The organism is Hydrogenophaga sp. UC242_50 (assembly GCF_042697355.1).
Taxonomy (GTDB): Bacteria; Pseudomonadota; Gammaproteobacteria; order Burkholderiales; family Burkholderiaceae_C; genus Hydrogenophaga.
The window spans coordinates 2,673,465-2,696,341 of the sequence record NZ_CP170553.1 but is presented as its reverse complement, the minus strand read 5'-3'; the positions used below and the strand labels follow the sequence as shown (position 1 = coordinate 2,696,341).

The following is a 22,877-nucleotide window of genomic DNA, read 5'->3' as shown; positions in this document are numbered from 1 at the left end:
CCTTGAGCACGGACCCCCACGCCGGCACCGACGACCTGCTCGGCGAGGCCTGGCAGGCCTTCCGTGCCGGCCACCTCGACACGGCCTTGCACCTGGCGCTGCAGGCCCACGCCGACGCGCCGACGCCACAAGCCGCCGCCGCGCTCGGCCACTTCCTGACGCACGCCGGCCATCTGGTGGCGGCCGAAGACGTGCTGCTCGCCGCGTGCGAGCGCACGCCCGATCACGCCCCCCTGCACGCCTGCCTGGGCCTGCTGCGCCAGCGGCAGGGCGAACCGGCGCAGGCCGCCGCGTCCCTGCGCATGGCCTGCCTGCTGGACGAATCGCTGCACGAGACCGCCTTCGCCCTGGCCTGGCTGCTGCACGACCTGGACGAACTGCCCGAGGCGCGCGCCTGGGCCGAGCGCGCGCTGCAGGGCGCGCGCCTGCCGGGCCGGCTGCTGCAAGTGGGTTGGCTGCACCAGAAGGCGGGCGAATTCGAAGACGCGCTGGCCCTGTACGAGGAAGCCGTCGCGGCCTACCCCTGGAACGCGGCCGAACAGGTGCGCCTGCACCTGCACCGCGCGCAATGCCTGGTGGCGCTGGGACAGGCCGCGCGCGCCGCCGACTGCCTGGCCGACGGGCTCGCGCGCCACCCCGACGAGCCCGAACTCCTGACCGCCCTGGTGGACTGGGAGTGCGAGCACGGCCACCTGGACCGCGCCGTCGACGTGGCGCGCCGCCAGGTCGACGCCTTTCCCGATCAGGCCGCCGCCTGGCACCTGCTCGGCGCCCTGCAGCAGCGCGCGGGCGACCTGAAGGCGGCCGACCGCAGCTTCAACGAAGTCCAGCAGCGCGACATGAGCCGCTGGGACGCGCTGCTGCGGCGTGCGCAGATCCTGGTCGCGTGGCAGCACCCAGTGGACGCCGAATGGCTGTTGATGCAAGTCCTGGCCAGCCGGCCGGACTGCCTGCCCGCGCAGTCGCTGATGGCCCGCGTGCAGCTCGATCTCGGGCGCGTCGAGGCCGCGCGGCGCCAGTTGCTGCAGGGCTTGCGCGCCCACCCGCGCCACGCCGGCGCCTGGCTGGTGCTGGCGCAGGTGCACGCGCGGCGGCACCGCTGGGTGCTGGCGCGGCGCGCGCTCGCGCGGGCCGCGCGCGCCGGCGGCGACGAGGCCGAGGTGCTGCGCCTGCTGGGCTGGATCGCCAAGGACCAGGGCGACCTGGCCACCGCCAGCGGCGCCGTGCGCGAGTTGCTGCGGCACCGGCCCGACGAGCACCTGGCCCGGGTGCAGGCGGCGTTCGTGTTCGCCGCCGCCGGCGACCTGGCCCCCGCCGCCCTGCAAGCGCAGGCCGCCGTGGCCCAGGACCCGGCCAGCGTGCAGGCCTGGCGCGCGCTGGCCCAGGTGCGCTACCGGCAACAGCGGCTGGACGAAGCCCAGAGCGCCATCGAGACCGCCCTGCTGCTGCAACCCGAGCGCGTCGACAGCCTGCGCCAGCTCGGCTGGATCCTGCTCGACGCGCAACGCTTCGGCGCGGCCCGCCTGGCCTTTCTGCACGCCAGCGAACGCGCCGCCGACCCCGCCGTGCCGCTGCGCGAGCTGGCCGAAGCCTGCTTGCGGGGCGGCGCGTTCGCGCAGGGTCTGCAGGCGATCGACCGGCTGCAGACCCTGCACCCTGACGATGCAGAGGCGCGGCTGCTGCGGGCGCGTCTGCTGGGCGAAGACCCGACATCGACCGCCGACGACCTGGCGCGCGCGGTGGCCCTGTGCCGCGAGCTGATCGTCGAGCGCGAGCGCGGCGCCGAGGCCGTTCGCGCCCTGCTGCGCCTGCACAGCCTGGGCGCCGGCGGTGCGCCCGCCGCGCTGGCCCTGGTGCCGCACGCCGACCGCCGCGCCGCCTACCGGGCAGCGATCGCCGAGGGCACGGCCCGCCACGGCCACGACGCCCTGCAGCGGCTGGCGCAGGCCGCCGCGCACGACTTCCCGCAAGACCCCTGGCTCGCCAGCGCCGCGCTCTACACCCAGTCGCTCTGCGCCGACGCCACGCGCGACCGCCTGGCCGAGGCCGCGCGGCACGTGTTCCGCGATCTCAAGCTGCGCTCGGGCCTGCACACCTGGCAACGTCCCGACCTGCCGCGCCGACCGGGCGCGCGCCCCCGCATCGCCTACATCGCCGGCCAGCTGCACGAGCGCCTGCTGCGCCGCGTGCTCGCCGGCCACGATCCCCTGGCCGCCGAGGTCTTCCTCTTCGCGCACCGGCCCATGGCCGGCCTGCCCACCCACATCCACCAGGAACCCCTGGACCCGCCCGAGCTGGCGCGCGCCTGCGCCGCCAACCGCATCGACGTCGTCATCGACGCCGGCGGCCTGCACCCGTTCGAGGGCCAGTTCGAGGTGCTGCAAGCTCTCACACGGCGGCTGGCGCCGCTGCAGGTCGGCTGGCTGGGCTGCTGGGGCCCGGCCGGCGGCCTGTTCGACGCCCTGCTCTGCGACGCCGCGACCGTGCCCGCCGCCCACGAGGCGGCGCACGAAGAAGCGCTGTGGCGGCTGGACGGCGGCCAATGGTGCTGGGACCCGCCCACGCACGCCCCGCCGCCGCTGCCGCCGCCCGTGCAGCGCACCGGCGCCGTGACCTTCGGCGTGGTCGCGCGCGGCTTGCGGCTCAACGGCGCCAGCCTGCGGACCTGGGCGCGCTGCCTGGTGGCCTGCCCCGGCTCGCGCCTGCGCTTCGTCGGCCAGGTCGCCGCCGACTGGCCGCAGCGCGCGCGCATCCTCGCCACCCTGCACGCCCACGGCGTGGCCGCCGAGCGCGTGAGCTTCGACCCGCCGCGCTCCTACGAAGACCTGCTGCTGTGGTTCCAGCAGATCGACCTGGTGCTCGACAGCTTTCCCGGCAACGGCGGCCTCAGCCTGCTGGACCCGCTCTGGATGGGCGTGCCCGTCGTCACACTCAGCGGCGACCGCGCCGGCGCGCGCCAGGGCCATGCCATCCTGGACGCCCTCGGCCTGCAGGCCTGGGTGGCCGACACGCCCGAGCACTTCGTTCACATCGCCGCGGCGCTGGCCGGGGACGCGGCGGCCCTGGCGCAGCACCGCGCCACGCTGCGCGCGCGCCTGCTCGACGCGCCGCTGACCGACGGCCGGCGCGTGGCCCGCCAGATCGAAGCCCTGTGCGCGCAGGCCGTGGCCGGCGCCGACCCGGGCCTGTTCGCCGCCGACCCCAAGACCCGCCTGCGCGCCCAGGCCCGCCACGCGCTGCAGGTCTGGCTCGACAAGCCCGGCAGCCGCATCGCCCTGCCCGAACCCGCCCCGGACAGCGTGCCCGACCTCTCCGTCGTCGTGGTGCTCTACAACCAGGCCGGGCTGACGCGGCGCACGCTGCAGGCCCTGGCCGACCAGCGCGGCCTGTCCTTCGAAACCATCGTCATCGACAACGCCTCCCGCGACGAAACGGCCCAACTGCTCGCGCGCGTGTCGGGCGCGCGAACCGTGATCAATGCCGACAACACCGGTTTCCTGCTGGCCGCCAACCAGGGCGCGGCCCTGGCGCGCGGGCGCCACCTGGTGTTCCTCAACAACGACGCCATCGTGCAGCAGGGCGCCCTGCGGGCCGCGCGCGACCGGCTCGACGCCGACCCCGCCGTCGGCGCGCTGGGCGGGCGCATCGTGCTCAGCGCGGGCGGGCTGCAGGAGGTGGGCAACCTCATCTTCCGCGACGGCAACGCGCACGGCATCGGGCGCGACGAAGACCCCTTCTGCCCCGCCGCCATGACCAGCCGCGCCACCGACTACGTCTCCGGCGTGTTCCTGGCCGTGCCGGCGCCGCTGTGGCGCATGCTCGGCGGCTTCGACGAAGCCTTCGTCCCGGCCTACTACGAGGACGCCGACTTCTGCCTGCGCGTGTGGCGCGCCGGCTTTCGCGTGGTGGTCGAGCCCGGCGTGCTGGTGGAACACGTGGAATGGGGCAGCGCCCCCGGCGACGAAGCCGGCCACCGCATGCGCGAGAACCGCGCGCGCTTCCAGGCGCGCTACGCCGACTGGCTGCAGGACCGCCCCTACCCCATGGCCCCCCGGCTCGACGGCGACCGCTGGCGTTCGCCCGAAGACCAGCCGCGCCGCCCGCGCGTGCTCATCATCGACAACGAGGTGCCGCACATGGTCAAGGGCGGCGGGCTGCCGCGCGCGCGCCTCATGCTGCAGGCCCTGCGCGACTGGCCGGTGAGCTTCTTCCCGCTGTGGCAGACCGACGACGACTGGCGCGAGGTGCACGCCTCGGTGCCGTCCAGCGTCGAGGTGGTGCTGCACCATGGCCTGGCGCGGCTCGAGGACTTCCTCGAACGCCGGCGCGGCGTGTACGACGTGCTGCTGGTCAGCCGCCCGCCCAACCTGCGGGCCCTGCAGCCCTTGCGCGCGCGCCGGCCGGAACTCTTCGCCGGCATGCGCCTGGTCTACGACGCCGAAGCGCTGTTCGCGCTGCGCGAGATCGCCGAGGCCGGCGTGCGCGGCAAGCCGATGTCGCGCGCGGCGGCGCAGGCGCATCTGGCGCGCGAGATCGCCCTGGCGCGCGGCGCCAGCGACGTGCTGGTGGTGTCGCGGCGCGACGCCGAGTGTTTTCGCGCGGCCGGCCACCGCGTCACGCTGTTGAGCCACGGCATGGCCGTGCGCCGCGACGCGCCCGGGCCGGCCGGGCGCAGCGGCCTGCTGTTCGTGGGCGCGCTGCACCCCGACACGCCCAACGAGGACGGTCTGGTGTGGTTCATCGAACAGGTGATGCCGCTGCTGCGCGCGCAGCTGCCGCAGCCCCCGGTGCTCTCCGTCGTCGGCATCAACCGCTCGGCGCGGGTCATGGCGCTGGCCCGTGACGATGTGCAGGTGCTGGGCCCGCGCGAGGCGCTGGAGCCGCTGTACGACGGCGCGCGTGTCTTCATCGCGCCGGTGCGCTTCGCCGGCGGTGTGCCGGCCAAGGTGATCGAGGCCGCCGCGCAGGGCATCCCGGTCGCCGCCTCGGCGCTGCTGGTGCGCCAGCTCGGCTGGCGCGAAGGCCTCGACATCCAGGCCGGCCGCGACGCGCGCAGCTTCGCCGACGGCATCGCGCGCCTGCTGCGCGACGACGGCCTGTGGACACGGCAACAGCAGGCCGCGTGGCAGCAGTGCGCCGAACGTTACGCCCCGCAGCGCTTCGGGCAGCTGTTGCGGCAGGTGCTGGAAGGCGCCGCGTGAGCGCCCCCGTGCATCCGCTGGAGACCTCGGCCCTGCGCCGCTGGCGCCGCCTGAGCGCCGAGGGCGCGACCGCTGCCGCCGAAGCCGTGCTGTGGGACGCCCTCGCGCTCGAACCCAACCTGCCCGGCGTGCACGTGACCCTGGCCCGCCTGCGCTGGCCCGGGCCGGACTACCGCCACTGGCTCGCCTGGTTTCACCAACAGCTGAAGCCGCGGATCTACCTCGAGCTGGGCGTGGAGCATCGCCAGCACGCTGGCCCTGGCGGGGCCGGACACGCGGGTGATCGGCGTCGATCCCGCGCCCAAGGGCGATCCCCTGAGCCGCTGCGCGGGGCCGGCGCGGCTCTACCGCCGCACCAGCGCCGACTTCTTCGCCGCCGTGCCGGCGGACAGCGGCCTCGCCGACACCGGCTTCGACCTCGCCTTCATCGACGGCGATCACCGCTTCGACACCGTGCTCGACGACGTCATCGGTGCCGAGCGCCTGGCCGCGCCGGGCGCGGTGCTGCTGCTGCACGACACCGTGCCGCTGACCGCCGAGACCGCCGGCCGCGAACACCTCACCGGTTTCCACACAGGCGACGGCTGGAAGATCGTGCCCTGCCTGCGCGCCCTGCGGCCCGATCTGCGCATCGTCACGCTGCCCACCGCGCCCTCGGGACTCACCGTGGTGACCGGGCTCGACCCGTCGAACACCCGCTTGAGCGAACGGCGGGCCGCGATCCGCGAGAGCTACGCGCGGCTGCCGCCCGACGCCGCCCTGCATGCGCCCTCGCGCGTGCTGGCCCTGGGTCTCAACGATCCGGAGGCGGTGCGGCGCTGGCTGCGGCAGGCCGCGGACGCGCGATGACGCAGGCGAAGTCGTGCCCGATCTGCCCCGCGCGGATCAGCTCGTCCTCGGCCTCCATCAAGGCAGTCAGATAAGGCGCCTCGGCCGCCGGCGCGAAGTTCTGCGCGATGCTCCCCAGCACCAGGTGCAGCATCGAGCCGCCGTAGGGGCGCACGGCCTGCACCTCGAAATGGCCCGGCAGCAGCGGCAGCAACTCGGACGAGCGCACCGCTTCGCTGGCGTCCACCGCGATCACCTCCTGCACGCTCGGGCGGCGCGCGTTGCCCTTGAGCCGGCCGTCGGTCGTCATGCGCAGGCGCGGCGGCAACAGGTCCAGCAAGGTGTTGAGGTGGCGCTCTTGCGCCTGCGGCCACTGGAAGCGGTCCGGGCCCACGTACTCGTCGAGGAAGAACCAGCCGCCGGGCACCAGCAGCGCGGCCACGTCCGCGTACAGGCGCTCGAGGTCGCTGCCGTGGTGCACGCCGGCCACGCCCAGCACGGCGTCGAAGGTCCCGGGCAGGAAAGGCGCCTGCCCCAGGGGCAGGCGGTTCATGTCGGCATGGTGGTACTCGACGGCCAGCCCCTCGGCCTGGGCCTGCGCGCGCGCGCGCGCCAGCACCTGGGACGAGAAGTCGATCGCCACCGCCGAGGCGGCCCAGCCCCGGGACACCGCCTCGCGCTCCACATACCCCGCGCCGCAGGCCAGCACCAGGATCCGCCGCAGCGGCAGGGGCCGCTCGGCGGCCACCTGGCGGAAGAACCACTCCAGCGGGTGGATGCCCGCGTCGCCCGAGACCATCTCGGCGATGCGGGCCTTCACCGCCGGCAGGTGGGTCCAGTGCAGGCCGTGTTCGGTCCAGGTGGCCGGGTCGCCCCAGACGGCGTCGAGCTGGGCGGCGGCGCCGGGGTCGGCGGGGTTGGAAGGGGTCGCAGGGGACATCGCTGGGGCGTGAAAAGAGGATGCGGACCCGCCTAGTGTGCTCGATAGAATTTGTCCGCCCGACCGCCACCGCACCCGAGACCGCCCCCACCATGTTTCCGCCCGGCCACTACTACTCGCCCTTGCCCGATCTGGACGAGGTTCGGCGCCACGAGGCCCGGTTGTTCGGCGCGCCGCCCGCCACCCTGCCCGGCATCGACCTGCGCGAGCCCGAACAGCTGGCGCTGCTGCACGGCTTCGCGGCGCTCTACCCCGACATCCCCTTCGGCGACGAGCCCCGGCCCGGGCTGCGCTACCACTACCTGAACCCGGCCTACAGCTACTCCGACGCGATCATGCTGCATTGCATGCTGCGCACCCTGCGGCCCGCGCGCCTGGTGGAGGTGGGGTCGGGCCACTCGTCGTGCGTCACGCTGGACACCCGGCAGTACTTCCTGGACCCGTGGATGCACACCACCTTCATCGACCCCTACCCGCAGCTGCTGCAGTCGCTGCTGCGGCCCGAAGACCTGGCCACCACGACCGTGCTCGCCCAGGCGCTGCAGGAGGTGGACCTGGCGGTGTTCACCCAGCTGCGCGAGAACGACGTGCTGTTCATCGACTCCACGCACGTCGGCAAGATCGGCAGCGACGTCAACCGCCTGCTGTTCGAGATCCTGCCGGCGCTGGCCCCGGGCGTGGTGATCCACCTGCACGACGTCTTCTACCCCTTCGAGTACCCGAAGGAATGGATCTACGAAGGCCGGGTCTGGAACGAGGCCTACATGGTCCGGGCCTTCCTTCAGTACAACAGCGCCTTCGAGGTGCTGCTGATGAACACCTACATGGCCCACTTCCACCGCGATTTCTTCGCCGCGCACATGCCGGCCTGCCTGCGCAACACCGGCGGCAGCCTGTGGCTGCGCAAGACCGCCTGAGCCGCCACGCCAGGGCTCAGCCCAGGCCCTGGGGGTGGCCGGTCAGGCGGCGCAGGCGCGCGCCCTCTTCCGTGTGGTCCTGCGGGCACAGGATGCCCTGCACGCCGTGGCGGCGGCCATTCATGTAACGCCCCACCCGATCGAGCATGCGCGCGGGGTGGCGCTCAACGCAGGCCTCGTCCTTCACGAACACCGCCACGAAGTCGCTCCACACGTCGAGCTGCTGGTAGGCGGTGAACGACTCCAGCAGGGCCGGGCGGTGGCCCGAGCGCACGCCCCAGCGCACGAGCGCGCCGCCGGCGTCGGGGTAGAAGCGCCAGCAGTCCACCGGGTAGCGGTGGAAGTCGCCGTTGGAGGGCGCGTTGAGGTAGAACAGGCCCTCGGGCTTGAGCACCCGCAGCACCTCGTTGAAGCTCAGCCAGAACAGCTCGATGTGCTCGAAGCAGGAGCTGCTGACCACGGCGTCGATGCTCCCGTCGGCGAACGGCAGGTGGTACGGGTCGTCGAGCACCACGTCCACCCCGCGCCCGGGCGCGAAGTCCACGCCGATGTAGCGGCTGGCCGCTGGCGCCAGCGAGCGCAGCGAACCGTTCACGTCCTGCGCCCCGATGTCGAGCACGGTCGGTGCGGCCTGCGGATCGAGGTAGGTGTCGAAGAACAGGCGACCGTGGTCGAAGGCACTGGGGTGCATCTGGGCCGATCGGCGCGCCGGCTCAGCCGGCCGCGTTGAGCTGCTGCTCGAGCTGGTGCAGCACCTGGTAGCAGGCGAACACCCGGCCCACGCTCGAGTTGGGCTCGCGGCCTTCCTTGATCGCGGCGAAGAACTCGCGGTCCTGCAGCTCGATGCCGTTCATGCTCACGGCCACCTTGGACACGTCGATCTGCTCTTCCTTGCCGTTGAACAGGTCGTCGTAGCGCGCGAGGTAGGTCGCGGTGTCGCCGATGTAGCGGAAGTAGGTGCCCAGCGGGCCGTCGTTGTTGAACGAGAGCGACAGCGTGCAGATCGCGCCGTTGGCGGCCTTGAGCTGGATGCTCATGTCCATGGCGATGCCCAGCGTCGGGTGGATCGGGCCCTGCACGGCGTTGGCCTGCACGATGGGGCTGTTGGCCTGGTAGGCGAACAGGTCCACCGTGTGCGCGGCGTGGTGCCACAGCAGGTGGTCGGTCCAGCTGCGCGCCTGGCCCAGCGCGTTGGTGTTGGTGCGGCGGAAGAAATAGGTCTGCACATCCATCTGCTGGATGTTGAACTTGCCGGCCTGGATCTGGTTGTGCACGTACTGGTGGCTGGGGTTGAAGCGGCGCGTGTGGCCGCACATGGCGACCAGGCCGGTCTTCTTCTGCAGCTCCACCACGGCCTGCGCGCCCGCGAGGCTGTCGGCCAGCGGAATCTCCACCTGCACGTGCTTGCCGGCGTTCAGGCAGGCCAGGGTCTGCTCGGCGTGCATCTGCGTGGGCGTGCACAGGATGACGGCGTCCAGCTCCTTGAGCGCGAGCGATTCGGACAGCTCGGTGGTGACGTGGCCGATGCCGTACTTGGCGGCCACTTCCTTCGTCTTGTCCAGCTCGCGGCCGACCAGCGAGATGACCTCGACGCCGTCGATGTTCTTGATGCCGTCCAGGTGCTTGACGCCGAAGGCGCCAGCGCCCGCCAGGGCGACTTTGATGGTTTTGCTCATGTCAGGTGTTCTCCAGGATCAGGTGGCCCACCGCCGTGTTCGACGCGGGCACGTGGTAGAAGCGTTGCACGGCCTTCGGGCGGGGACCGCCGGCCGCATCGGCCATCGCGCCGCGCGCGATCAGCCACATCACGAGTTCGATGCCTTCGCTACCCGCATCGCGCACGTAGTCGATGTGCGGGATGTCGGCGGCGGCCTCGGGGTCGCTGATCAGCTTGTCGAGGAAGGCGTTGTCGAAGTCCTTGTTGATCAGGCCCGCGCGCGGTCCCTGCAGCTGGTGGCTCATGCCGCCCGTGCCCCAGATGTGCACGTTGATGTCCTCGTCGTAGCTGGCTACCGCCTTGGCGATGGCCTTGCCGAGGTTGTAGCAGCGCCGGCCGCTGGGCACGGGGTACTGCACCACGTTGACCGCGAACGGGATCACCGGGCAGGGCCAGGCGCCCTTGACCGGGTCCTGCGGGCCGCACATCAGCGAGAGCGGCACGGTCAGGCCGTGGTCCACGTCCATCTTGTTGACGATCGTGAGGTCGAAGTCCTGCTGGATCACCGACTGCGCGATGTGCGAGGCCAGGTCCGGGTGGCCGATCACCTTGGGCACGGGACGCGGGCCCCAGCCCTCGTCGGCCGGCTGGTACTCGGCGGCGGTGCCGATCGCGAAGGTGGGGATCATGTCCAGGCTGAAGGCCGTGGCGTGGTCGTTGAAAACCAGGAAGATGACGTCGGGCTTGTTGTCCTTCATCCACTGCTTGCCGAACTCGTAGCCCTGGAAGACCGGTTGCCAGTAGGGCTCGTGGGTCTTGCCGAGGTCGAGCGCGGCGCCGATGGCCGGGACGTGCGAGGTGTAGACGGATGCGGTGATGCGGGCCATGTCAGTTCTTTCCTTTTCCCTGTGGCTGGCGGTGCGCCTGGGCATCGCCGTCTTCGCCGACCACGCGGTTGCCTTCGGCCGAACGGCCGCCGGCCACCATCATGTTGCGGTACTCCTCTTCGGTCATGCCGGTCATGGAGCCCGCCATCTGCTGGAAGCTCTTGCCGTCGGTGGCACCGATCTTGGCCAGGAAGTAGATGTTGCCGCCCAGGCGGATGCACCAGTTCAGGTCGCGCGCGAGCACGGCCTGCTTCTGCTCTTCCGTCATGGCCCACTCGTCGAGGTAGGCGCGCTCGTCCTTCTTGAAGCGCTCGCGGTTCTCGGCCTTCATCAGGCTCATGCAGAACTGGTTGAGCCAGTAGCCCTTGCGGCTCTGCTCGGCGTCGAAGATGGTCGTGCCGGGCACGTCCAGGTAGGGTTTGTCCAGGGCCATGGTTATGCCTCCCGCCGAGCCGCCTCAAGGGCGGCATGCGCCCCCTCGGGGGGCAGCGAATACACGAAGTGATGAGCGTGGGGGTTCATACTTGTTCCTCGGGCCAGTAAAGGCGCATGGGGTTGGTGACGAGCAGCTTCTTCTGCAGCTCGGCCGTGGGCGCGATCTGCGGAATGAAGTCGACCAGCAGGCCGTCGTCGGGCATGTGGTCCTTGAGGTTGGGGTGCGGCCAGTCGGTGCCCCACAGCACGCGGTCGGGGAACTCCTCGACCACCTTGCGCGCGAACGGCACCACGTCCTGGTAGGCCGCCTGTTCACCGTTCAGCGCCTTGGGGCCGGTCACGCTCAGGCGCTCGGGGCAGCTCACCTTGCTCCACACATTGGGGTGCTGGCGCATGAACTTGAGGAACAGCTCGAACTCGGGGCCGTCCACCGGCTTGCTCACATCGGGGCGGCCCATGTGGTCCACCACCACGGTGGTGGGCAGCGCGGTGAAGAAGTCCCACAGCTCGGGCAGGTCCACCGCCTCGAAGTAGATGACCACGTGCCAGCCCAGCTTCTGGATGCGCGCGGCGATCTCCATCAGCTCGTCCTTGGGCGTGAAGTCCACCAGGCGCTTGACGAAGTTGAAGCGCACGCCGCGCACGCCGGCGGCGTGCAACTGCTGCAGTTCCTCGTCGGTCACGCTGCGCTTGACGGCTGCGCACGCCGCGCGCCTTGCCGCCGCTGGAGAGGCAGGCATCGACCATGGCGCGGTTGTCGGCGCCGTGGCAGGTGGCTTGGACCACCACGTTGCGCGAAAAGCCGAGGTGGTCGCGCAGCGCGTACAACTGGGCCTTGCTGGCGTCGCAAGGCGTGTACTTGCGCTCGGGCGCGTAGGGAAATTCGGCGCCCGGGCCAAACACGTGGCAGTGCGCGTCCACGGCGCCGGCCGGCAGCTGGAAACGCGGCTTGCTCGGGCCGTCGTACCAGTCGAGCCAGCCCGCGGTCTTGGTGAAATCACCGGAAGTCGGTTTTGTCATTCTCGAATCCTTCTGCATGAAGTGACGCTGTCCAGAAACACCGCGGAACCGGCTTTGCCGGGCCGCTGGTGTTGCCCCCTTTCAAGGGGGTCGCGCAAAGCGCGGCGGGGGTTAGTCGATATAGCGCAGGCCGGCGGCGGCCAGGGGCTCGCGCATCTTGTACATGTCCAGCCCGAGCACGCCGCTGGCCAGCTTGGCGCGCTTCTCGCCCTCGAAGCTCTCGCGCTTGCGCGCGGCCTCCAGCGTGGCGGCGGCGCGCGCGGCGGGCACGCAGACCACGCCGTCGTCGTCGGCCACGATCACGTCGCCCGGCGTCACCAGCATGCCGGCGCAGACGATGGGGATGTTCACCGAGCCCAGCGTGGCCTTGATGGTGCCCTTGCTGCTGATGGCCTTGCTCCACACCGGGAAGTTCATCTCCTGCAGCGTCTTCACGTCGCGCACGCCGGCGTCGATGATGAGCGCGCGGGCGCCGCGCGCCTGGAACGAGGTGGCGAGCAGGTCGCCGAAGTAGCCGTCGGTGCACTCGGCGGTGACGGCGGCCACCACGATGTCGCCGGGCTGGATCTGCTCCGCGGCCACGTGCATCATCCAGTTGTCACCGGGCTGCAGCAGCACGGTGACGGCGGTGCCGCTGACCTGCTGGCCCGCATAGATCGGGCGCATGTAGGGCTTGAGCAGGCCCACGCGGCCCATGGCCTCGTGGACGGTGGCCGAGCCCAGTGCGGCCAGGCCGTCGGCGGCCGCGCGGTCGGCGCGGGTGATGTTGCGGTAGACAACGCCCAGTTCGTACATGTGAAACTCCTTACAGGCCCTTGGCCTTGAGACGCGCATCCAGGCGCGGGAACACGCGGCGCACGTTGCCTTCGTAGATCTGGTGCTTGTCGTCCGCACTCAGGATCTTCGACGCCTCGATGTAGCGCTTGGTGTCGTCGTAGTAGTTGCCGGTCGTCGGGTCGATGCCACGCACGGCGCCGATCATCTCGCTGGCGAACAGCACGTTCTTCACCGGGATCACGGTGTTGAGCAGGTCGATGCCGGGCTGGTGGTACACGCAGGTGTCGAAGAACACGTTGTTCATCAGGTGCGTGTCCAGCAGCGGCTTCTTCATCTCCTGCGCCAGACCACGGAAACGGCCCCAGTGGTAGGGCACCGCGCCGCCGCCGTGCGGGATCAGGAACTTCAGCGTCGGGAAGTCCTTGAACAGGTCGCCCTGGATGAGCTGCATGAAGGCGGTGGTGTCGGCGTTGAGGTAGTGCGCGCCGGTGGTGTGGAAGCAGGCGTTGCAGCTGGTGCTCACGTGGATCATGGCCGGCAGGTCGTACTCGGCCATCTTTTCGTAGATGGGGTACCAGTGCTTGTCGGTCAGCGGTGGGCTGGTCCAGTGGCCGCCCGAAGGATCGGGATTGAGGTTGATGCCGACCGCGCCGTATTCCTTGACGCACTTCTCCAGCTCGGGGATGCAGGTCTTCGGATCAACACCGGGCGACTGCGGCAGCATCGCCACCGGCACGAAGTGGTCGGGGAACAGCGTGGAGACGCGGTGGCACAGCTCGTTGCAGATGGCGGCCCAGGTGCTGGAGACGTTGAAGTCACCGATGTGGTGCGCCATGAAGCTCGCGCGCGGCGAGAACAGCGTGATGTCGCTGCCGCGTTCCTTCATCAGCTTGAGCTGGTTGGTCTCGATGGACTCGCGCAGTTCGTCGTCGCTGATCTTCAGGTCGGCGACCTTCGGCATGAGCGCCGGGTCCTGGATGCCCGCGATCTGCTGGTTGCGCCAGGCCTCCAGCGCCTTGGGGGCGGTGGTGTAGTGGCCGTGGCAGTCGATGATGAGACTCATGTAGGGGCTCCTCTTGGGGGTCGGTGGATTCAGGCGGGTTCCATGCCCTGGCGGCGCTTGGCCGCTTCGGCATCGGGGGATGTCATGAATTCGAGCAGGGCGCGCACGCGCGCGGCCTGGGGTCCGTCGGCGGGCAGGCCGGCGGAAAAGACGGTGGTGATCTCGACCTCGGGCGGCATGCCGCCGACGAGGGTGATGCCGTCGACGTGGATCAGCTCGCTGAGCTGCTGGAAGCCCAGCTCGACCTCGCCGCGCGCCACCAGCGTGCCCACCGGCACACCGGGCGGTGCCTGCACGGTGCGCCCGCGCATCTCGTCGGCCACGCCCCAGCGTTCGAACAAAGCAGCCAGCGCCACGCCGCTGGGGCCGGTGGAGTAGCTGATGCTGCGCGCGGCCAGCACGGCGCGCTTCAGCGCGGCTTCGGAGCCGATGTCGGGCACCGGCGCGCCCGCGCGCACCGCGATGGCCACGCTCGAGCGCACCAGATCCACGCGGCTGCCGGCCTGCAGGTGGCCGGCGGCGATCAGCTTGTCGATCGCGTCGGAGGCGAGGATCACCACGTCGAAGCGCTCACCAGCGGCAACGCGTTTGGCCGCGTCCACGCCGCCGACGGCCTCGATCGCCACCGCGCCGCCCGCGCGTTGCTCGAACGCCGCGCCCAGTTCGGCCAGCACCTGGCGGGTGGCGATGGACGAAATGCCTCGGATGCTCGGTGGGGTCTCGGTGGTCATGGGCAGGGACTCGGGTTGAAGGGCGCATTGTGACCCCCAGCACCCCTCAAGAAAAGTCACAGTCGCGGCTATCAGCTAGAACAAAATCACATAACTATGATGGGGGCTGCAACCCGACCTTTTCCATGGACCTGAAACAACTCGAATACTTCGTGCGCGTGGCCGAACTCGGCAGCTTCACACGCGCCGCCATGGCGCTGAACGTGGCGCAGCCCGCGCTCTCGCGCCAGGTGCGCCTGCTGGAGGTGGAACTGCGGCAGAACCTGCTGGTGCGCAACGGCCGGGGCGCCACGCCCACCGAGGCCGGCAAGCTGCTGCTGGCGCACGGGCGCGGCATCCTGCACCAGGTGGAGCGGGCGCGCGAAGAGCTGGGCCGGGTGCGCGGCGCGCTGGCCGGGCGCGTGGCCATCGGCCTGCCGCCCAGCCTGGCGCGCGTGCTCACGGTGCCGCTCACGCGCGCCTTCCGCCAGCAGCTGCCGCAGGCCAGCCTGTCGATCAGCGAGGGCCTGTCCATGACCATGCAGGAATCGCTGGTGAACGGCCGGCTGGACATCGCCGTGCTCTACAACGCGCAGCCCTCGCCCGAACTCGAGATCCACCCGCTGCCCGACGAGGAACTGGTGCTGGTGGAGCCCCGCCCACCGGGCCTGCCGGAAGACCCGCCGCCCCTGGCGATCCCGCTGCGCGAGGTGGCCGAACTGCCGCTGGTGATCCCGAGCAGGCCCAACGCGATCCGCATGCACGTGGAAACCGAGATGGCCAACATCGGCTGCCGGCCCCACATCGCGCTGGAAATCGACGGCGTCTCGGCCATCCTCGACCTCGTGGCCGACGGCGCGGGCGCCGCCCTGCTCTCGCGCAACGCGGTGTTCAGCTCGATCCGGCCCTCGGCCTACCGCATGCGCCCGGTGAGCGACCCGCCCTTGCGCACCCGCCTGTGCCTGGCCGTGAGTTCCCAGCGCCCAGCCACGCTGACGCAGCAGACCACGCTGGAACTGATCAGGAAGCTGGTGACTTAGCCCAGCCACCCGGCGCTGTGGCGCATCAACCAGAGGATGGCGCTGAGCGTGAAGAACGAGGCCACGGTGGTGGCCAGCAGCGCGGCCGCGGTGAAGCCTTCATGGCCGTGGCGCTGCGCGAGCAGCGGGTAGATGCCCAGCATGGGCATGGCGGCGGACAGCACCACCGCGGCGCGCAGCTCGCCGGTGAGCGCGGGCAGGCCGATCAGGGGCAGGAGCATCACGGCGGCCCACACCGCGGCGGGGTGCAGCAGCAGCTTGCCGAGGGTGATCTGCGCCACCTGGCGGCGCAGGCCACGCACCTGCAGGCCCACCAGCGTGCCGCCGATGATGAACAGCGCCAGGCCGCCGCTGGCCGCGCCGAACAGATTGACCGTGCGCGCGATCACCGAAGGGATGGGCCAGCCCAGCAGCGCGACCACGAAACCCAGCACGATGGCGATGATCATGGGGTTGCGCACCAGGCGGTGCAGCGTCTCGCGCAAGGCGTGCCTCCAGGACGAGCGCGCCGTGTCCGACGCCCCCACATCGGCCAGCGTCATCAGCAGCGGCAGCTTGATGAGGTTTTCCACCAGCAGGTTCATCGCCAGCGCCACGCCCGCCAGCGGCCCGATCGCCAGCAGCACCACCGGGTAACCGATGAAGGTGCTGTTGCCGCAGGTCATGCCCATGGTGGTGTAGGCGCTCTCGGTCAGCGAGCGCTTCTGCAGGCGGTGCGCGCCCCACAGGCTGATCAGCAGCCACACCACCGAACCCACGCCGAAAGCCAGCAGGTAGGCCGGCTGCAGCAACTCGGCGATCGGCCGCGAAGCCAGCGCATTGAAAAGCAGCGCCGGCAGCGCGAACTGGATGACGAACTTGCCCATCACCCGCATGTCCGCAGGCGAAAACACCCGCCAGCGCACAGCCGCAAAACCCAGCGCGATGCAAAGGTAGATCGGCCCGGTGATGGCCAGGATATCGAGCAAGGGGGAGAGAAAAGAGAAGAAAAAGAAAACCAGGCAGCCGGCGCGCGTGCCTCAACCCAGAATGCCCGCGGAACCGGCTTTGCCGGGCCGCAGGGCATGCCCCCCTTCAGGGGGGACGCGCGTCAGCGCGGCGGGGGGTGCTCCGATCACTGCTTCTGGATCTTGGCCTTCTCGATCACACCGCTCCAGCGGCGGATGTCGGACGCGAGCAAGGCCGCGTTCTGTTCCGGCGTGCTCGAGCGCGCGTCGATGTTCAGGCCGCGCAGCTTTTCGCGCACACCGGGATCGGCCACGGCGGTGGCGATTTCCTTGTGCAGGCGCTCCACCACCGCGCGCGGCGTCTTCGAGGGCACGGCCAGCGCGTTCCAGGACGACGCGATGTAGTCCTTGACGCCGGCCTCGACCGCCGTGGGCACCTCGGGCAGCACGATGGATCGCTTCTCGCCGGTCACGGCCAGCGCGCGCAGGGCGCCGCCCTGGATCTGCGTGAGCACCGGCGCCAGGATTTCCACCGCCACGTCGACCTGCTGGCCACGGATGGCGCCGATCAGCGCGGGCGAGCCGTTGTAGGGCACGATCTGCGCGTCGATGCCGGCCGTGCTCTTGAACAGCTCGGCCGCGAGGTGCTGGGTGCTGCCGATGTTGATGCTGCCGATGTTGATCTTGCCGGGGTTGGCCTTGGCGAAGCTCACCAGCTCGCCCAGGGTCTTGTGCGGCGAGTTCGCGGGCACCACCACGGCGATGTCGAAGTAGCCCAGCGTGGAGACCGGCGTGAAATCCTTGATGGTGTCGAACGGCAGCTTCTGGAACAGGCTGGCCGTCACGGCGGTGCCGTTGGACATCAGGAACATGGTGTGGCCGTCGGGCTCGGAACGCGCGACCGACTCGGCGGCCACCACGCCACCGGCACCGGGGCGGTTGTCGATCACCACCGGCTGGCCGAGCTGGCTGGTCAGCTTCTCGGCCACGATGCGCGCGGTGAGGTCCCCCACGCCACCGGGGCCGAACGGCACCACGATGCGCAGGCCTTTGGACGGGAAGGCGGACTGCGCCACGGCCGGCAGGGCCACCAGACCCATGGCCGCAGCAGCCAGGGTGGCACCGAGCACGGCGCGGCGACGGAGATTCAGGAATGTCGTCATGTCATTTACCCCACAAATTGAACCAACCAGAGAGAGACGGCCGGGAAGAAGAGCACCAGCAGGGTGCGCACCACGTCGCTGGCCAGGAAAGGCATCACGCCGCGGTAGCTCTCGCCAATGGGCACGTTCTTGGCCAGGCCGTTGACCACGTAGACGTTCAGGCCCACGGGCGGCGCCAGCAGTCCAAAGCCCACGGTCATCAGCACCATGATGCCGAACCAGATCGCCACCGACTCCTGCGGCATGCCGAAGTCCAGGCCCATGACCACGGGGAAGAAGATCGGGATGGTCAGCAGGATCATGGAGAGTTCGTCCATCACCGCGCCCAACACCACGTAGAACAGCAGGATGCCGCCCACCACCATCAGCGGCGAGACGTCCCAGCCCTGGATGACCGAAGCCAGCTGCGCGGGCACCTGGGTGAGGGCCAGGGCCGAGTTCATGAGGTCGGCGCCGATGAAGATCATGAAGATCATCGCGCTGGCCGCTGCCGTGGAGTAGAAGCACAGCTTGACCTTGGCCCAGGTGAGCTCGCGCTTGAACAGGGCCGCGACAAAGGTGGCGGCCGCGCCGACACCCGCGCCCTCGGTGGGCGTGAACAGGCCGCCGTAGATGCCGCCGAAGACGACCAGGAACACGATCGCGATGGGCAGCACGCCCATCAGGGCCTGAAGCGTGAGTTTCTGGTCGTTCTCATCGTGCTCGGGCGCATCGCCAGGCACCAGGCGCACATAGACCGCGATGGCGATCATGTAGCCCACCATCGCGATGATCCCGGGGATCATGGCCGCGGCGAACAGCTTGGCGATGTTCTGCTCGGTCAGGATGGCGTAGATCACCAGCGGCACTGAAGGCGGGATCAGCACGCCCAGCGTGCCGCCCGCGGCCAGCGTGCCGGTGGCCAGACGACCGGAATAACCGTGGCGCTTCATTTCAGGCAGGGCCACCGAGGTGATGGTGGCCGCCGTGGCGACCGACGAACCGCAGATGGCACCAAAACCCGCGCTGGCCAGCACGGCGGCCATGGCCAGGCCGCCCTTGAAGCGGCCCATGACCACGGCGGCAAACTGGAACAGCGCCTTGGAGATGCCGCCCTGGGTGGCGAAGTTGCCCATCAGGATGAACAGCGGAATGACCGAGAGGTCGTAACTGGCGAAGCGCGCGAACGCCATGCCGTTGAGGTTGTTGAAGAAAGGTGGCAGGCCCACCTGGTAGATGTAGCCGAAGGTGCCGGCGGCGAACATGGAGACGGCGATCGGCACGCGGATCGCCATCAGGATCAGCATCACTGCGAAGATCGACCCCGCGAGACTCAAAGAACTCATTCACCCTGCTCCGAAAAATTGCCAATGAATGCCTGGTACAGGGCGATCAAGCCAGTCAGCACGAACGGCGGAACCATGAAGGCGTAGGTGATCCATTCAGGAAAGCCGAGCATCATGGTGGTGGTCTGCGAGCTGTGGGCGCTCATGCCGCCGATGGCGGTGCGCCACGCGAGCGCGAACATGAGGATCGCCAGCAGCAGGCTGCCGAAGCGGTCCAGGCGCGCGATGCCGGCTTCGGACACCTTGGCGGTGAAGAAGTCGACGATGATGTTCTCGCGCTTGAGCTGGCACCAGGGCATGAAGAGCGCGACCGCCGCGCCCGCGGTGACAGCGGTCAGCTCGTAGTCACCCACCAGCGTGACGCCGATGGTGTTGCGGCCGATCAGGCTGAAGCAGGTGATGATGGTGATCACCGTGAGCAGGACCCCGGCCAGGATGGCGCAGAACCTGGCCAATAAAGACAGCACTTTCAAACTTGTCACCTTCAAAAAAAGGACCAATTCACGTCCGCTGAGCACAGCGAAAGCGAATCGGTCACTCAGTAGAGGGACGGCCAGGAGGGCCGTCCCGTGGGGGGTGCGGGATTATCGCTGGTACTTCGCGATCAGCGCACGCGCTTCCGACAGGAGTTTGGCCCCGTCGATGTTCTTGCCCTTCATTTCGTTGACCCAGTCGGTCTCGACCGTGGCCGCGGTGCGGCGCCAGCGCTGCGTCTCGGCCGCGTCGAGCGCCACGATGTTGTTCTTGGCCTTCTCGGCGATCTCGCGGCCGGCCTTGTCGCCGTCGTCCATGGCCTTGCCGAACAGGGCGGCGGTCTCGATGCCGGAGTTGGAGTCGATCACCTTCTTCAGGTCGGGCGGCAGCTTCTCGTAGCTGGCGCGGTTCATGGAGAACGCGAAGGTCTGGGTGTACAGGCCCTGCTTGCCGGCGAAGGTGGTGTGGTTCTTCACCAGCTCCGTGACCTTGAGCGAGGGCGTGACTTCCCAGGGGATGGTGGTGCCGTCGATGGTGCCCTTGGACAGGGCGTCGGTCACGGCCGGCACCGGCATGCCCACGGGCGTGGCGCCCAGCTTGGTGAGCATGTTGTTGATGACGCGCGAGCCGCCGCGCACCTTCATGCCACGCAGGCTTTCCAGGCCGGTCACCGGCGTCTTGGTGTGGAACAGGCCGGGGCCGTGGGTGTGCACCGCGATCAGCTTGACCTCGCGGAATTCGTCGGCGGCGAACTTCTCGACGTATTCCTGGAAGGCGCGCGAGGACTCCTCGGCCGAGCCGCTCATGAAGGGCAGCTCGAAGACTTCGGACTTGTTGAAGCGGCCCGGGGTGTAGCCCAGCACGGTCCAGGTCAGGTCCACCACGCCGTCGCGGGCCTGGTCGTACAGCTGCGGGGGCGCGCCGCCCAGGGCCATGGCATGGAACAGCTGGACCTTGATCTTGCCGCCCGACTCGGCCTCCACCTTCTGCGCCCAGGGGATGAGCGCGCGCGCCGGGATGGTGGCCTGCTGCGGCAGCATCTGGTGCAGCCGCAGCGTGACCTGCTGCTGGGCCATGGCGTTGCCCGCCATCAGGGCACCAGCGAGGGCACCCACGGCCAGCAAGGCGGTTCGGCGTTGGATGAATCTCATGCTTGTCTCCAGTTCCTTGTGTTCGCCGGGTCGGTAGCGTGTGGGCGCACTCCGACTTCCGGCAGGCTTGAAGAACGTCTTGCCCACACTGTGCATGGCCGCCGGCATCTCCGCCAGCCAGATAACCGACTTTCAGTTATGCCGTTTTTCTATGAAACCTTCGGGTGGTCGCCCGCCTCAGCGGCGGCGGATGAGCTTGATGGCCGGCATGGAGGCCGGCGCGTGCACCGTGGCGTGACCGGCCAGCACCTCGCGCAGGTTGCGCTGGGCCAGGCGGGAGTGCTCGCGCATGATGGCCTCGGCGCGCGTGCCTTCGCGCTGTTCGATGGCGTCGAGCACCTGGCGGTGCTGGTCCTGCGCCACCACCAGCATGTCGCGCGCGCGCTGGGAATGGGCCTGCATCACGACGAAGCCCGAGGGCGAGGCGAACGGCAGGGTGAGCACTTTGTCCAGCTGGCGCGCGATGGTGGGGCTGTCGGCCATTTCCCAGACCAGGGCGTGGAACTGGCTGTTGAGCGCCACGTAGTCGGAAAAGCCCTTGTCGTCGAGCGCGGGCACGGCGAGCACGGTGTCCAGGCGGTTGAGGCATTGCCGGGCTTCGAGCAGCACCGCGCCGGGCGCGCCGCGCTCGGCCGCCAGCCGGGCCAGCAGGCCTTCGAGCGTGCCGCGCAGCTCGATCGCGTCGGCGATGTCGCGCTCGGAAAAGGTCTGCACCACGTAGCCGCCGTTGGGCAGGGCTTCGAGCAGGCCTTCCTGCTCCAGGCGCATCAGCGCGGCGCGGATGGGGGTGCGCGAGACGCCCAGGCGCTCCACGATGGCGAGTTCGGCGATGCGCGAGCCGCCGGCCAGCTCACCCGAGAGGATGAGTTCGCGCAGCTGCAGCAGGGCGCGCACCTGCGCGCTCTCGGTGGCGGCGCCCACGGGCTCGGGCGGGGACAGGGTGGTGGCGTCCAAGGTCATGGGATACGCAATGTATACAGAAACCGCCATTTTTCAAGCGATTTGCCATCGAGTCGGGGTTTTCCATAGGTTTATGTATGCATTGAAGGCTGGCAAAGTGCGCCTTCACCCCATTTCCAGAACCCAACGACCCGAGGACGTTTTCCACCATGAGCCTGCGCACCCATGCCCCGTTCCGCGCCGACCACGTCGGCAGTTTTCTGCGACCGGCCTACCTGCTCGAAGCCCGCGAGCAGAAGGCCAAGGGCGAGATCAGCGCGGCGCAGCTACGCGAGGTGGAGGACCGGGCGATCACCGAGATCGTGAAGTTCCAGGCCGATGTCGGCCTGCAGTCGATCACGGACGGCGAGTTCCGCCGCACGTATTTCCACATCGATTTCCTGGAGCAGCTGGGCGGTGTGAAGACGGACATTCCGGTGACGATCCGCAAACCCGACGGCACGGAGGAGCTGGCGCCGCCGGTGATCCGCGTGATCGACAAGGTGCGGCACGCGAAGAACATCCAGTTGGCGGACTTCGAGTACCTGAAGGCGCAGGTGGCGGCTATGGGTCTGCCCGCGCCGGTGACGCCGAAGGTGACGATTCCGTCGCCGACGATGTTGCATTTCCGGGGTGGGCGCGCGGGGATCAGCAAGGAGGCCTACCCGGAGCTGGACCCGGTGTTCTACGACGATGTGGCGAAGGCGTATGGCGAGGAGTTGCAGAGTCTGGCGGACGCGGGTTGCACTTACGTGCAGATGGACGACACGAACATGGCGTATCTGTGCGATGAGCGGATGCGGGAGGCGGCGCGGCAGCGGGGGGACGATCCGAACGAGTTGCCGCACCGGTATGCGGGTTTCATCAACAAGGTGGTGGCGCACAAGCCGGCGGGGATGACGCTGGCGATGCATTTGTGCCGGGGCAATTTCAAGAGCACGCACGCGGCGGCGGGGAACTACGAGCCGGTGGCGGAGGCTTTGTTGTCGGAGATGAAGCTGGACGCGTTTTTCCTGGAGTACGACGACGATCGTTCGGGGGATTTCCGGCCTTTGCGTTTTTTGAGCAAGGGCAAGGTCGTGGTGCTGGGGCTGGTGACGACGAAGTTCGGTCAGCTGGAGAGCAAGGACGATCTGAAGCGGCGCATCGATGAGGCGGCCAAGTACGCGCCGCTGGAGCAGATGTGTCTGTCGCCTCAGTGCGGGTTCTCTTCGACCGTGCATGGGAACAACATCGCTGTGGAGGATCAGCGTCGGAAGCTCGCCCTTGTGGTGGAGACGGCTCGGGAGGTTTGGGGCTGAGTTTCCTTTTCTGGCGTTGACCTCGCGTCAGGCCCGTGGCGACGCCCGCCTGCAAGAGGCGTGGGCACACCAAGCTTGGCGCGCCCACCCAGCAGGCACAAA

The 22,877-nt window shown here is 69.6% G+C and carries 20 protein-coding genes and 1 pseudogene; 5 read left to right on the top strand and 16 right to left on the bottom strand.

The features are described 5' to 3' along the window. Positions 1 to 2 precede the first annotated feature (2 nt). Both ACFJGX_RS13875 and ACFJGX_RS13870 read left to right on the top strand, forming a co-directional pair. A complete protein-coding gene (locus ACFJGX_RS13875; RefSeq protein ID WP_382326374.1) occupies positions 3 to 5,201 on the top strand; it encodes a glycosyltransferase in 5,199 nt (1,732 codons plus the stop codon). A gap of 279 nt (positions 5,202 to 5,480) precedes the next feature. Then, the gene (locus tag ACFJGX_RS13870; RefSeq protein ID WP_382326372.1) at positions 5,481 to 6,050 is read left to right on the top strand and encodes a class I SAM-dependent methyltransferase; all 570 of its coding nucleotides are present in this window, start codon (positions 5,481 to 5,483) and stop codon (positions 6,048 to 6,050) included. Here ACFJGX_RS13870 and ACFJGX_RS13865 read toward each other — a convergent pair. After that, the gene (locus ACFJGX_RS13865) at positions 5,995 to 6,969 is read right to left on the bottom strand and encodes a class I SAM-dependent methyltransferase (protein WP_382326370.1); all 975 of its coding nucleotides are present in this window, start codon (positions 6,967 to 6,969) and stop codon (positions 5,995 to 5,997) included. The genes ACFJGX_RS13870 and ACFJGX_RS13865 overlap by 56 nt on opposite strands. Positions 6,970 to 7,061: 92 nt before the next feature. Here ACFJGX_RS13865 and ACFJGX_RS13860 point away from each other — a divergent pair, with 92 nt between their 5' ends. Then, on the top strand, positions 7,062 to 7,886 hold the full coding sequence (locus ACFJGX_RS13860; RefSeq protein ID WP_382320617.1) for a class I SAM-dependent methyltransferase: 825 nt from the start codon (positions 7,062 to 7,064) through the stop codon (positions 7,884 to 7,886). 16 nt (positions 7,887 to 7,902) lie between these two features. Here the strand turns inward: ACFJGX_RS13860 and ACFJGX_RS13855 are convergent, their stop codons facing one another. The 9 genes and pseudogenes from ACFJGX_RS13855 to ACFJGX_RS13815 all read right to left on the bottom strand — a co-directional run bounded on the left by ACFJGX_RS13855 (position 7,903) and on the right by ACFJGX_RS13815 (position 14,456). After that, on the bottom strand, positions 7,903 to 8,577 hold the full coding sequence (locus tag ACFJGX_RS13855; protein WP_382320620.1) for a class I SAM-dependent methyltransferase: 675 nt from the start codon (positions 8,575 to 8,577) through the stop codon (positions 7,903 to 7,905). A 22-nt stretch (positions 8,578 to 8,599) separates the two neighbouring features. Further along, the gene (locus ACFJGX_RS13850; RefSeq protein WP_382156733.1) at positions 8,600 to 9,562 is read right to left on the bottom strand and encodes a Gfo/Idh/MocA family oxidoreductase; all 963 of its coding nucleotides are present in this window, start codon (positions 9,560 to 9,562) and stop codon (positions 8,600 to 8,602) included. A gap of 1 nt (position 9,563) precedes the next feature. Continuing rightward, a complete protein-coding gene (locus ACFJGX_RS13845; RefSeq protein WP_382320623.1) occupies positions 9,564 to 10,430 on the bottom strand; it encodes a class III extradiol dioxygenase subunit beta in 867 nt (288 codons plus the stop codon). Position 10,431: 1 nt separating this feature from the next. Then, the gene (gene ligA / locus ACFJGX_RS13840; protein WP_382320625.1) at positions 10,432 to 10,863 is read right to left on the bottom strand and encodes a protocatechuate 4,5-dioxygenase subunit alpha; all 432 of its coding nucleotides are present in this window, start codon (positions 10,861 to 10,863) and stop codon (positions 10,432 to 10,434) included. An 85-nt stretch (positions 10,864 to 10,948) separates the two neighbouring features. Then, on the bottom strand, positions 10,949 to 11,764 hold the full coding sequence (locus ACFJGX_RS13835; RefSeq protein WP_382326368.1) for an amidohydrolase family protein: 816 nt from the start codon (positions 11,762 to 11,764) through the stop codon (positions 10,949 to 10,951). Next, positions 11,727 to 11,885 (bottom strand): annotated as a pseudogene (locus ACFJGX_RS13830) (2-pyrone-4,6-dicarboxylate hydrolase); the annotation flags it as partial. The gene ACFJGX_RS13835 and the pseudogene ACFJGX_RS13830, both read right to left, overlap by 38 nt. Positions 11,886 to 11,996: 111 nt before the next feature. Beyond that, complete coding sequence (gene ligK / locus ACFJGX_RS13825; RefSeq protein ID WP_382156725.1) at positions 11,997 to 12,680, bottom strand: 4-carboxy-4-hydroxy-2-oxoadipate aldolase/oxaloacetate decarboxylase; 684 nt, start codon at positions 12,678 to 12,680, stop codon at positions 11,997 to 11,999. A gap of 10 nt (positions 12,681 to 12,690) precedes the next feature. Then, complete coding sequence (locus ACFJGX_RS13820; RefSeq protein ID WP_382156723.1) at positions 12,691 to 13,725, bottom strand: amidohydrolase family protein; 1,035 nt, start codon at positions 13,723 to 13,725, stop codon at positions 12,691 to 12,693. 29 nt (positions 13,726 to 13,754) lie between these two features. After that, positions 13,755 to 14,456, bottom strand: a complete 702-nt coding sequence (locus tag ACFJGX_RS13815; protein ID WP_382326366.1) for a substrate-binding domain-containing protein — start codon at positions 14,454 to 14,456, stop codon at positions 13,755 to 13,757. A 125-nt stretch (positions 14,457 to 14,581) separates the two neighbouring features. Between ACFJGX_RS13815 and ACFJGX_RS13810 the strand changes: the two genes are divergently transcribed. After that, complete coding sequence (locus ACFJGX_RS13810; RefSeq protein WP_382326364.1) at positions 14,582 to 15,475, top strand: LysR substrate-binding domain-containing protein; 894 nt, start codon at positions 14,582 to 14,584, stop codon at positions 15,473 to 15,475. Here ACFJGX_RS13810 and ACFJGX_RS13805 read toward each other — a convergent pair. From ACFJGX_RS13805 to ACFJGX_RS13780, 6 genes are all read right to left on the bottom strand, one after another. Further along, positions 15,472 to 16,443: an AEC family transporter gene (locus ACFJGX_RS13805; RefSeq protein ID WP_382320629.1), complete on the bottom strand. Its 972-nt coding sequence runs from the start codon at positions 16,441 to 16,443 to the stop codon at positions 15,472 to 15,474. The genes ACFJGX_RS13810 and ACFJGX_RS13805 overlap by 4 nt on opposite strands. Positions 16,444 to 16,589: 146 nt before the next feature. Then, positions 16,590 to 17,585 carry a Bug family tripartite tricarboxylate transporter substrate binding protein gene (locus ACFJGX_RS13800; RefSeq protein WP_382320631.1) on the bottom strand — a complete coding sequence of 332 codons (996 nt, stop codon included), beginning with the start codon at positions 17,583 to 17,585 and terminating at the stop codon, positions 16,590 to 16,592. Positions 17,586 to 17,590: 5 nt separating this feature from the next. Then, on the bottom strand, positions 17,591 to 18,910 hold the full coding sequence (locus ACFJGX_RS13795) for a TRAP transporter large permease (protein ID WP_382326362.1): 1,320 nt from the start codon (positions 18,908 to 18,910) through the stop codon (positions 17,591 to 17,593). After that, positions 18,907 to 19,377 (bottom strand): TRAP transporter small permease, encoded by a 471-nt coding sequence (locus tag ACFJGX_RS13790; RefSeq protein ID WP_382325655.1) that lies wholly within the window; start codon positions 19,375 to 19,377, stop codon positions 18,907 to 18,909. Before ACFJGX_RS13790 ends, ACFJGX_RS13795 begins: the two co-directional genes overlap by 4 nt. A gap of 117 nt (positions 19,378 to 19,494) precedes the next feature. Then, positions 19,495 to 20,535, bottom strand: coding sequence for a TRAP transporter substrate-binding protein (locus tag ACFJGX_RS13785; RefSeq protein WP_382320633.1), 1,041 nt, complete (start codon positions 20,533 to 20,535; stop codon positions 19,495 to 19,497). Positions 20,536 to 20,712: 177 nt separating this feature from the next. Beyond that, positions 20,713 to 21,474, bottom strand: a complete 762-nt coding sequence (locus ACFJGX_RS13780) for a GntR family transcriptional regulator (RefSeq protein WP_382325657.1) — start codon at positions 21,472 to 21,474, stop codon at positions 20,713 to 20,715. A gap of 170 nt (positions 21,475 to 21,644) precedes the next feature. Between ACFJGX_RS13780 and ACFJGX_RS13775 the strand changes: the two genes are divergently transcribed. After that, entirely contained in the window at positions 21,645 to 22,775 is a 1,131-nt protein-coding gene (locus ACFJGX_RS13775; RefSeq protein WP_382320635.1) for a 5-methyltetrahydropteroyltriglutamate--homocysteine S-methyltransferase, read from the top strand. The last annotated feature ends 102 nt before the right edge of the window (positions 22,776 to 22,877 follow it).

Excerpts from the sequence above, each read along its gene's own strand:
- ACFJGX_RS13865 (WP_382326370.1), bottom strand. The coding sequence starts at position 6,969 with ATGTCCCCTGCGACCCCTTCCAACCCCGCCGACCCCGGCGCCGCCGCC.
- ACFJGX_RS13860 (WP_382320617.1), top strand. The coding sequence starts at position 7,062 with ATGTTTCCGCCCGGCCACTACTACTCGCCCTTGCCCGATCTGGACGAG.
- ACFJGX_RS13855 (WP_382320620.1), bottom strand. The coding sequence starts at position 8,577 with ATGCACCCCAGTGCCTTCGACCACGGTCGCCTGTTCTTCGACACCTAC.
- ACFJGX_RS13850 (WP_382156733.1), bottom strand. The coding sequence starts at position 9,562 with ATGAGCAAAACCATCAAAGTCGCCCTGGCGGGCGCTGGCGCCTTCGGC.
- ACFJGX_RS13845 (WP_382320623.1), bottom strand. The coding sequence starts at position 10,430 with ATGGCCCGCATCACCGCATCCGTCTACACCTCGCACGTCCCGGCCATC.
- ligA (WP_382320625.1), bottom strand. The coding sequence starts at position 10,863 with ATGGCCCTGGACAAACCCTACCTGGACGTGCCCGGCACGACCATCTTC.
- ligK (WP_382156725.1), bottom strand. The coding sequence starts at position 12,680 with ATGTACGAACTGGGCGTTGTCTACCGCAACATCACCCGCGCCGACCGC.
- ACFJGX_RS13820 (WP_382156723.1), bottom strand. The coding sequence starts at position 13,725 with ATGAGTCTCATCATCGACTGCCACGGCCACTACACCACCGCCCCCAAG.
- ACFJGX_RS13815 (WP_382326366.1), bottom strand. The coding sequence starts at position 14,456 with ATGACCACCGAGACCCCACCGAGCATCCGAGGCATTTCGTCCATCGCC.
- ACFJGX_RS13810 (WP_382326364.1), top strand. The coding sequence starts at position 14,582 with ATGGACCTGAAACAACTCGAATACTTCGTGCGCGTGGCCGAACTCGGC.
- ACFJGX_RS13800 (WP_382320631.1), bottom strand. The coding sequence starts at position 17,585 with ATGACGACATTCCTGAATCTCCGTCGCCGCGCCGTGCTCGGTGCCACC.
- ACFJGX_RS13795 (WP_382326362.1), bottom strand. The coding sequence starts at position 18,910 with ATGAGTTCTTTGAGTCTCGCGGGGTCGATCTTCGCAGTGATGCTGATC.
- ACFJGX_RS13785 (WP_382320633.1), bottom strand. The coding sequence starts at position 20,535 with ATGAGATTCATCCAACGCCGAACCGCCTTGCTGGCCGTGGGTGCCCTC.
- ACFJGX_RS13775 (WP_382320635.1), top strand. The coding sequence starts at position 21,645 with ATGAGCCTGCGCACCCATGCCCCGTTCCGCGCCGACCACGTCGGCAGT.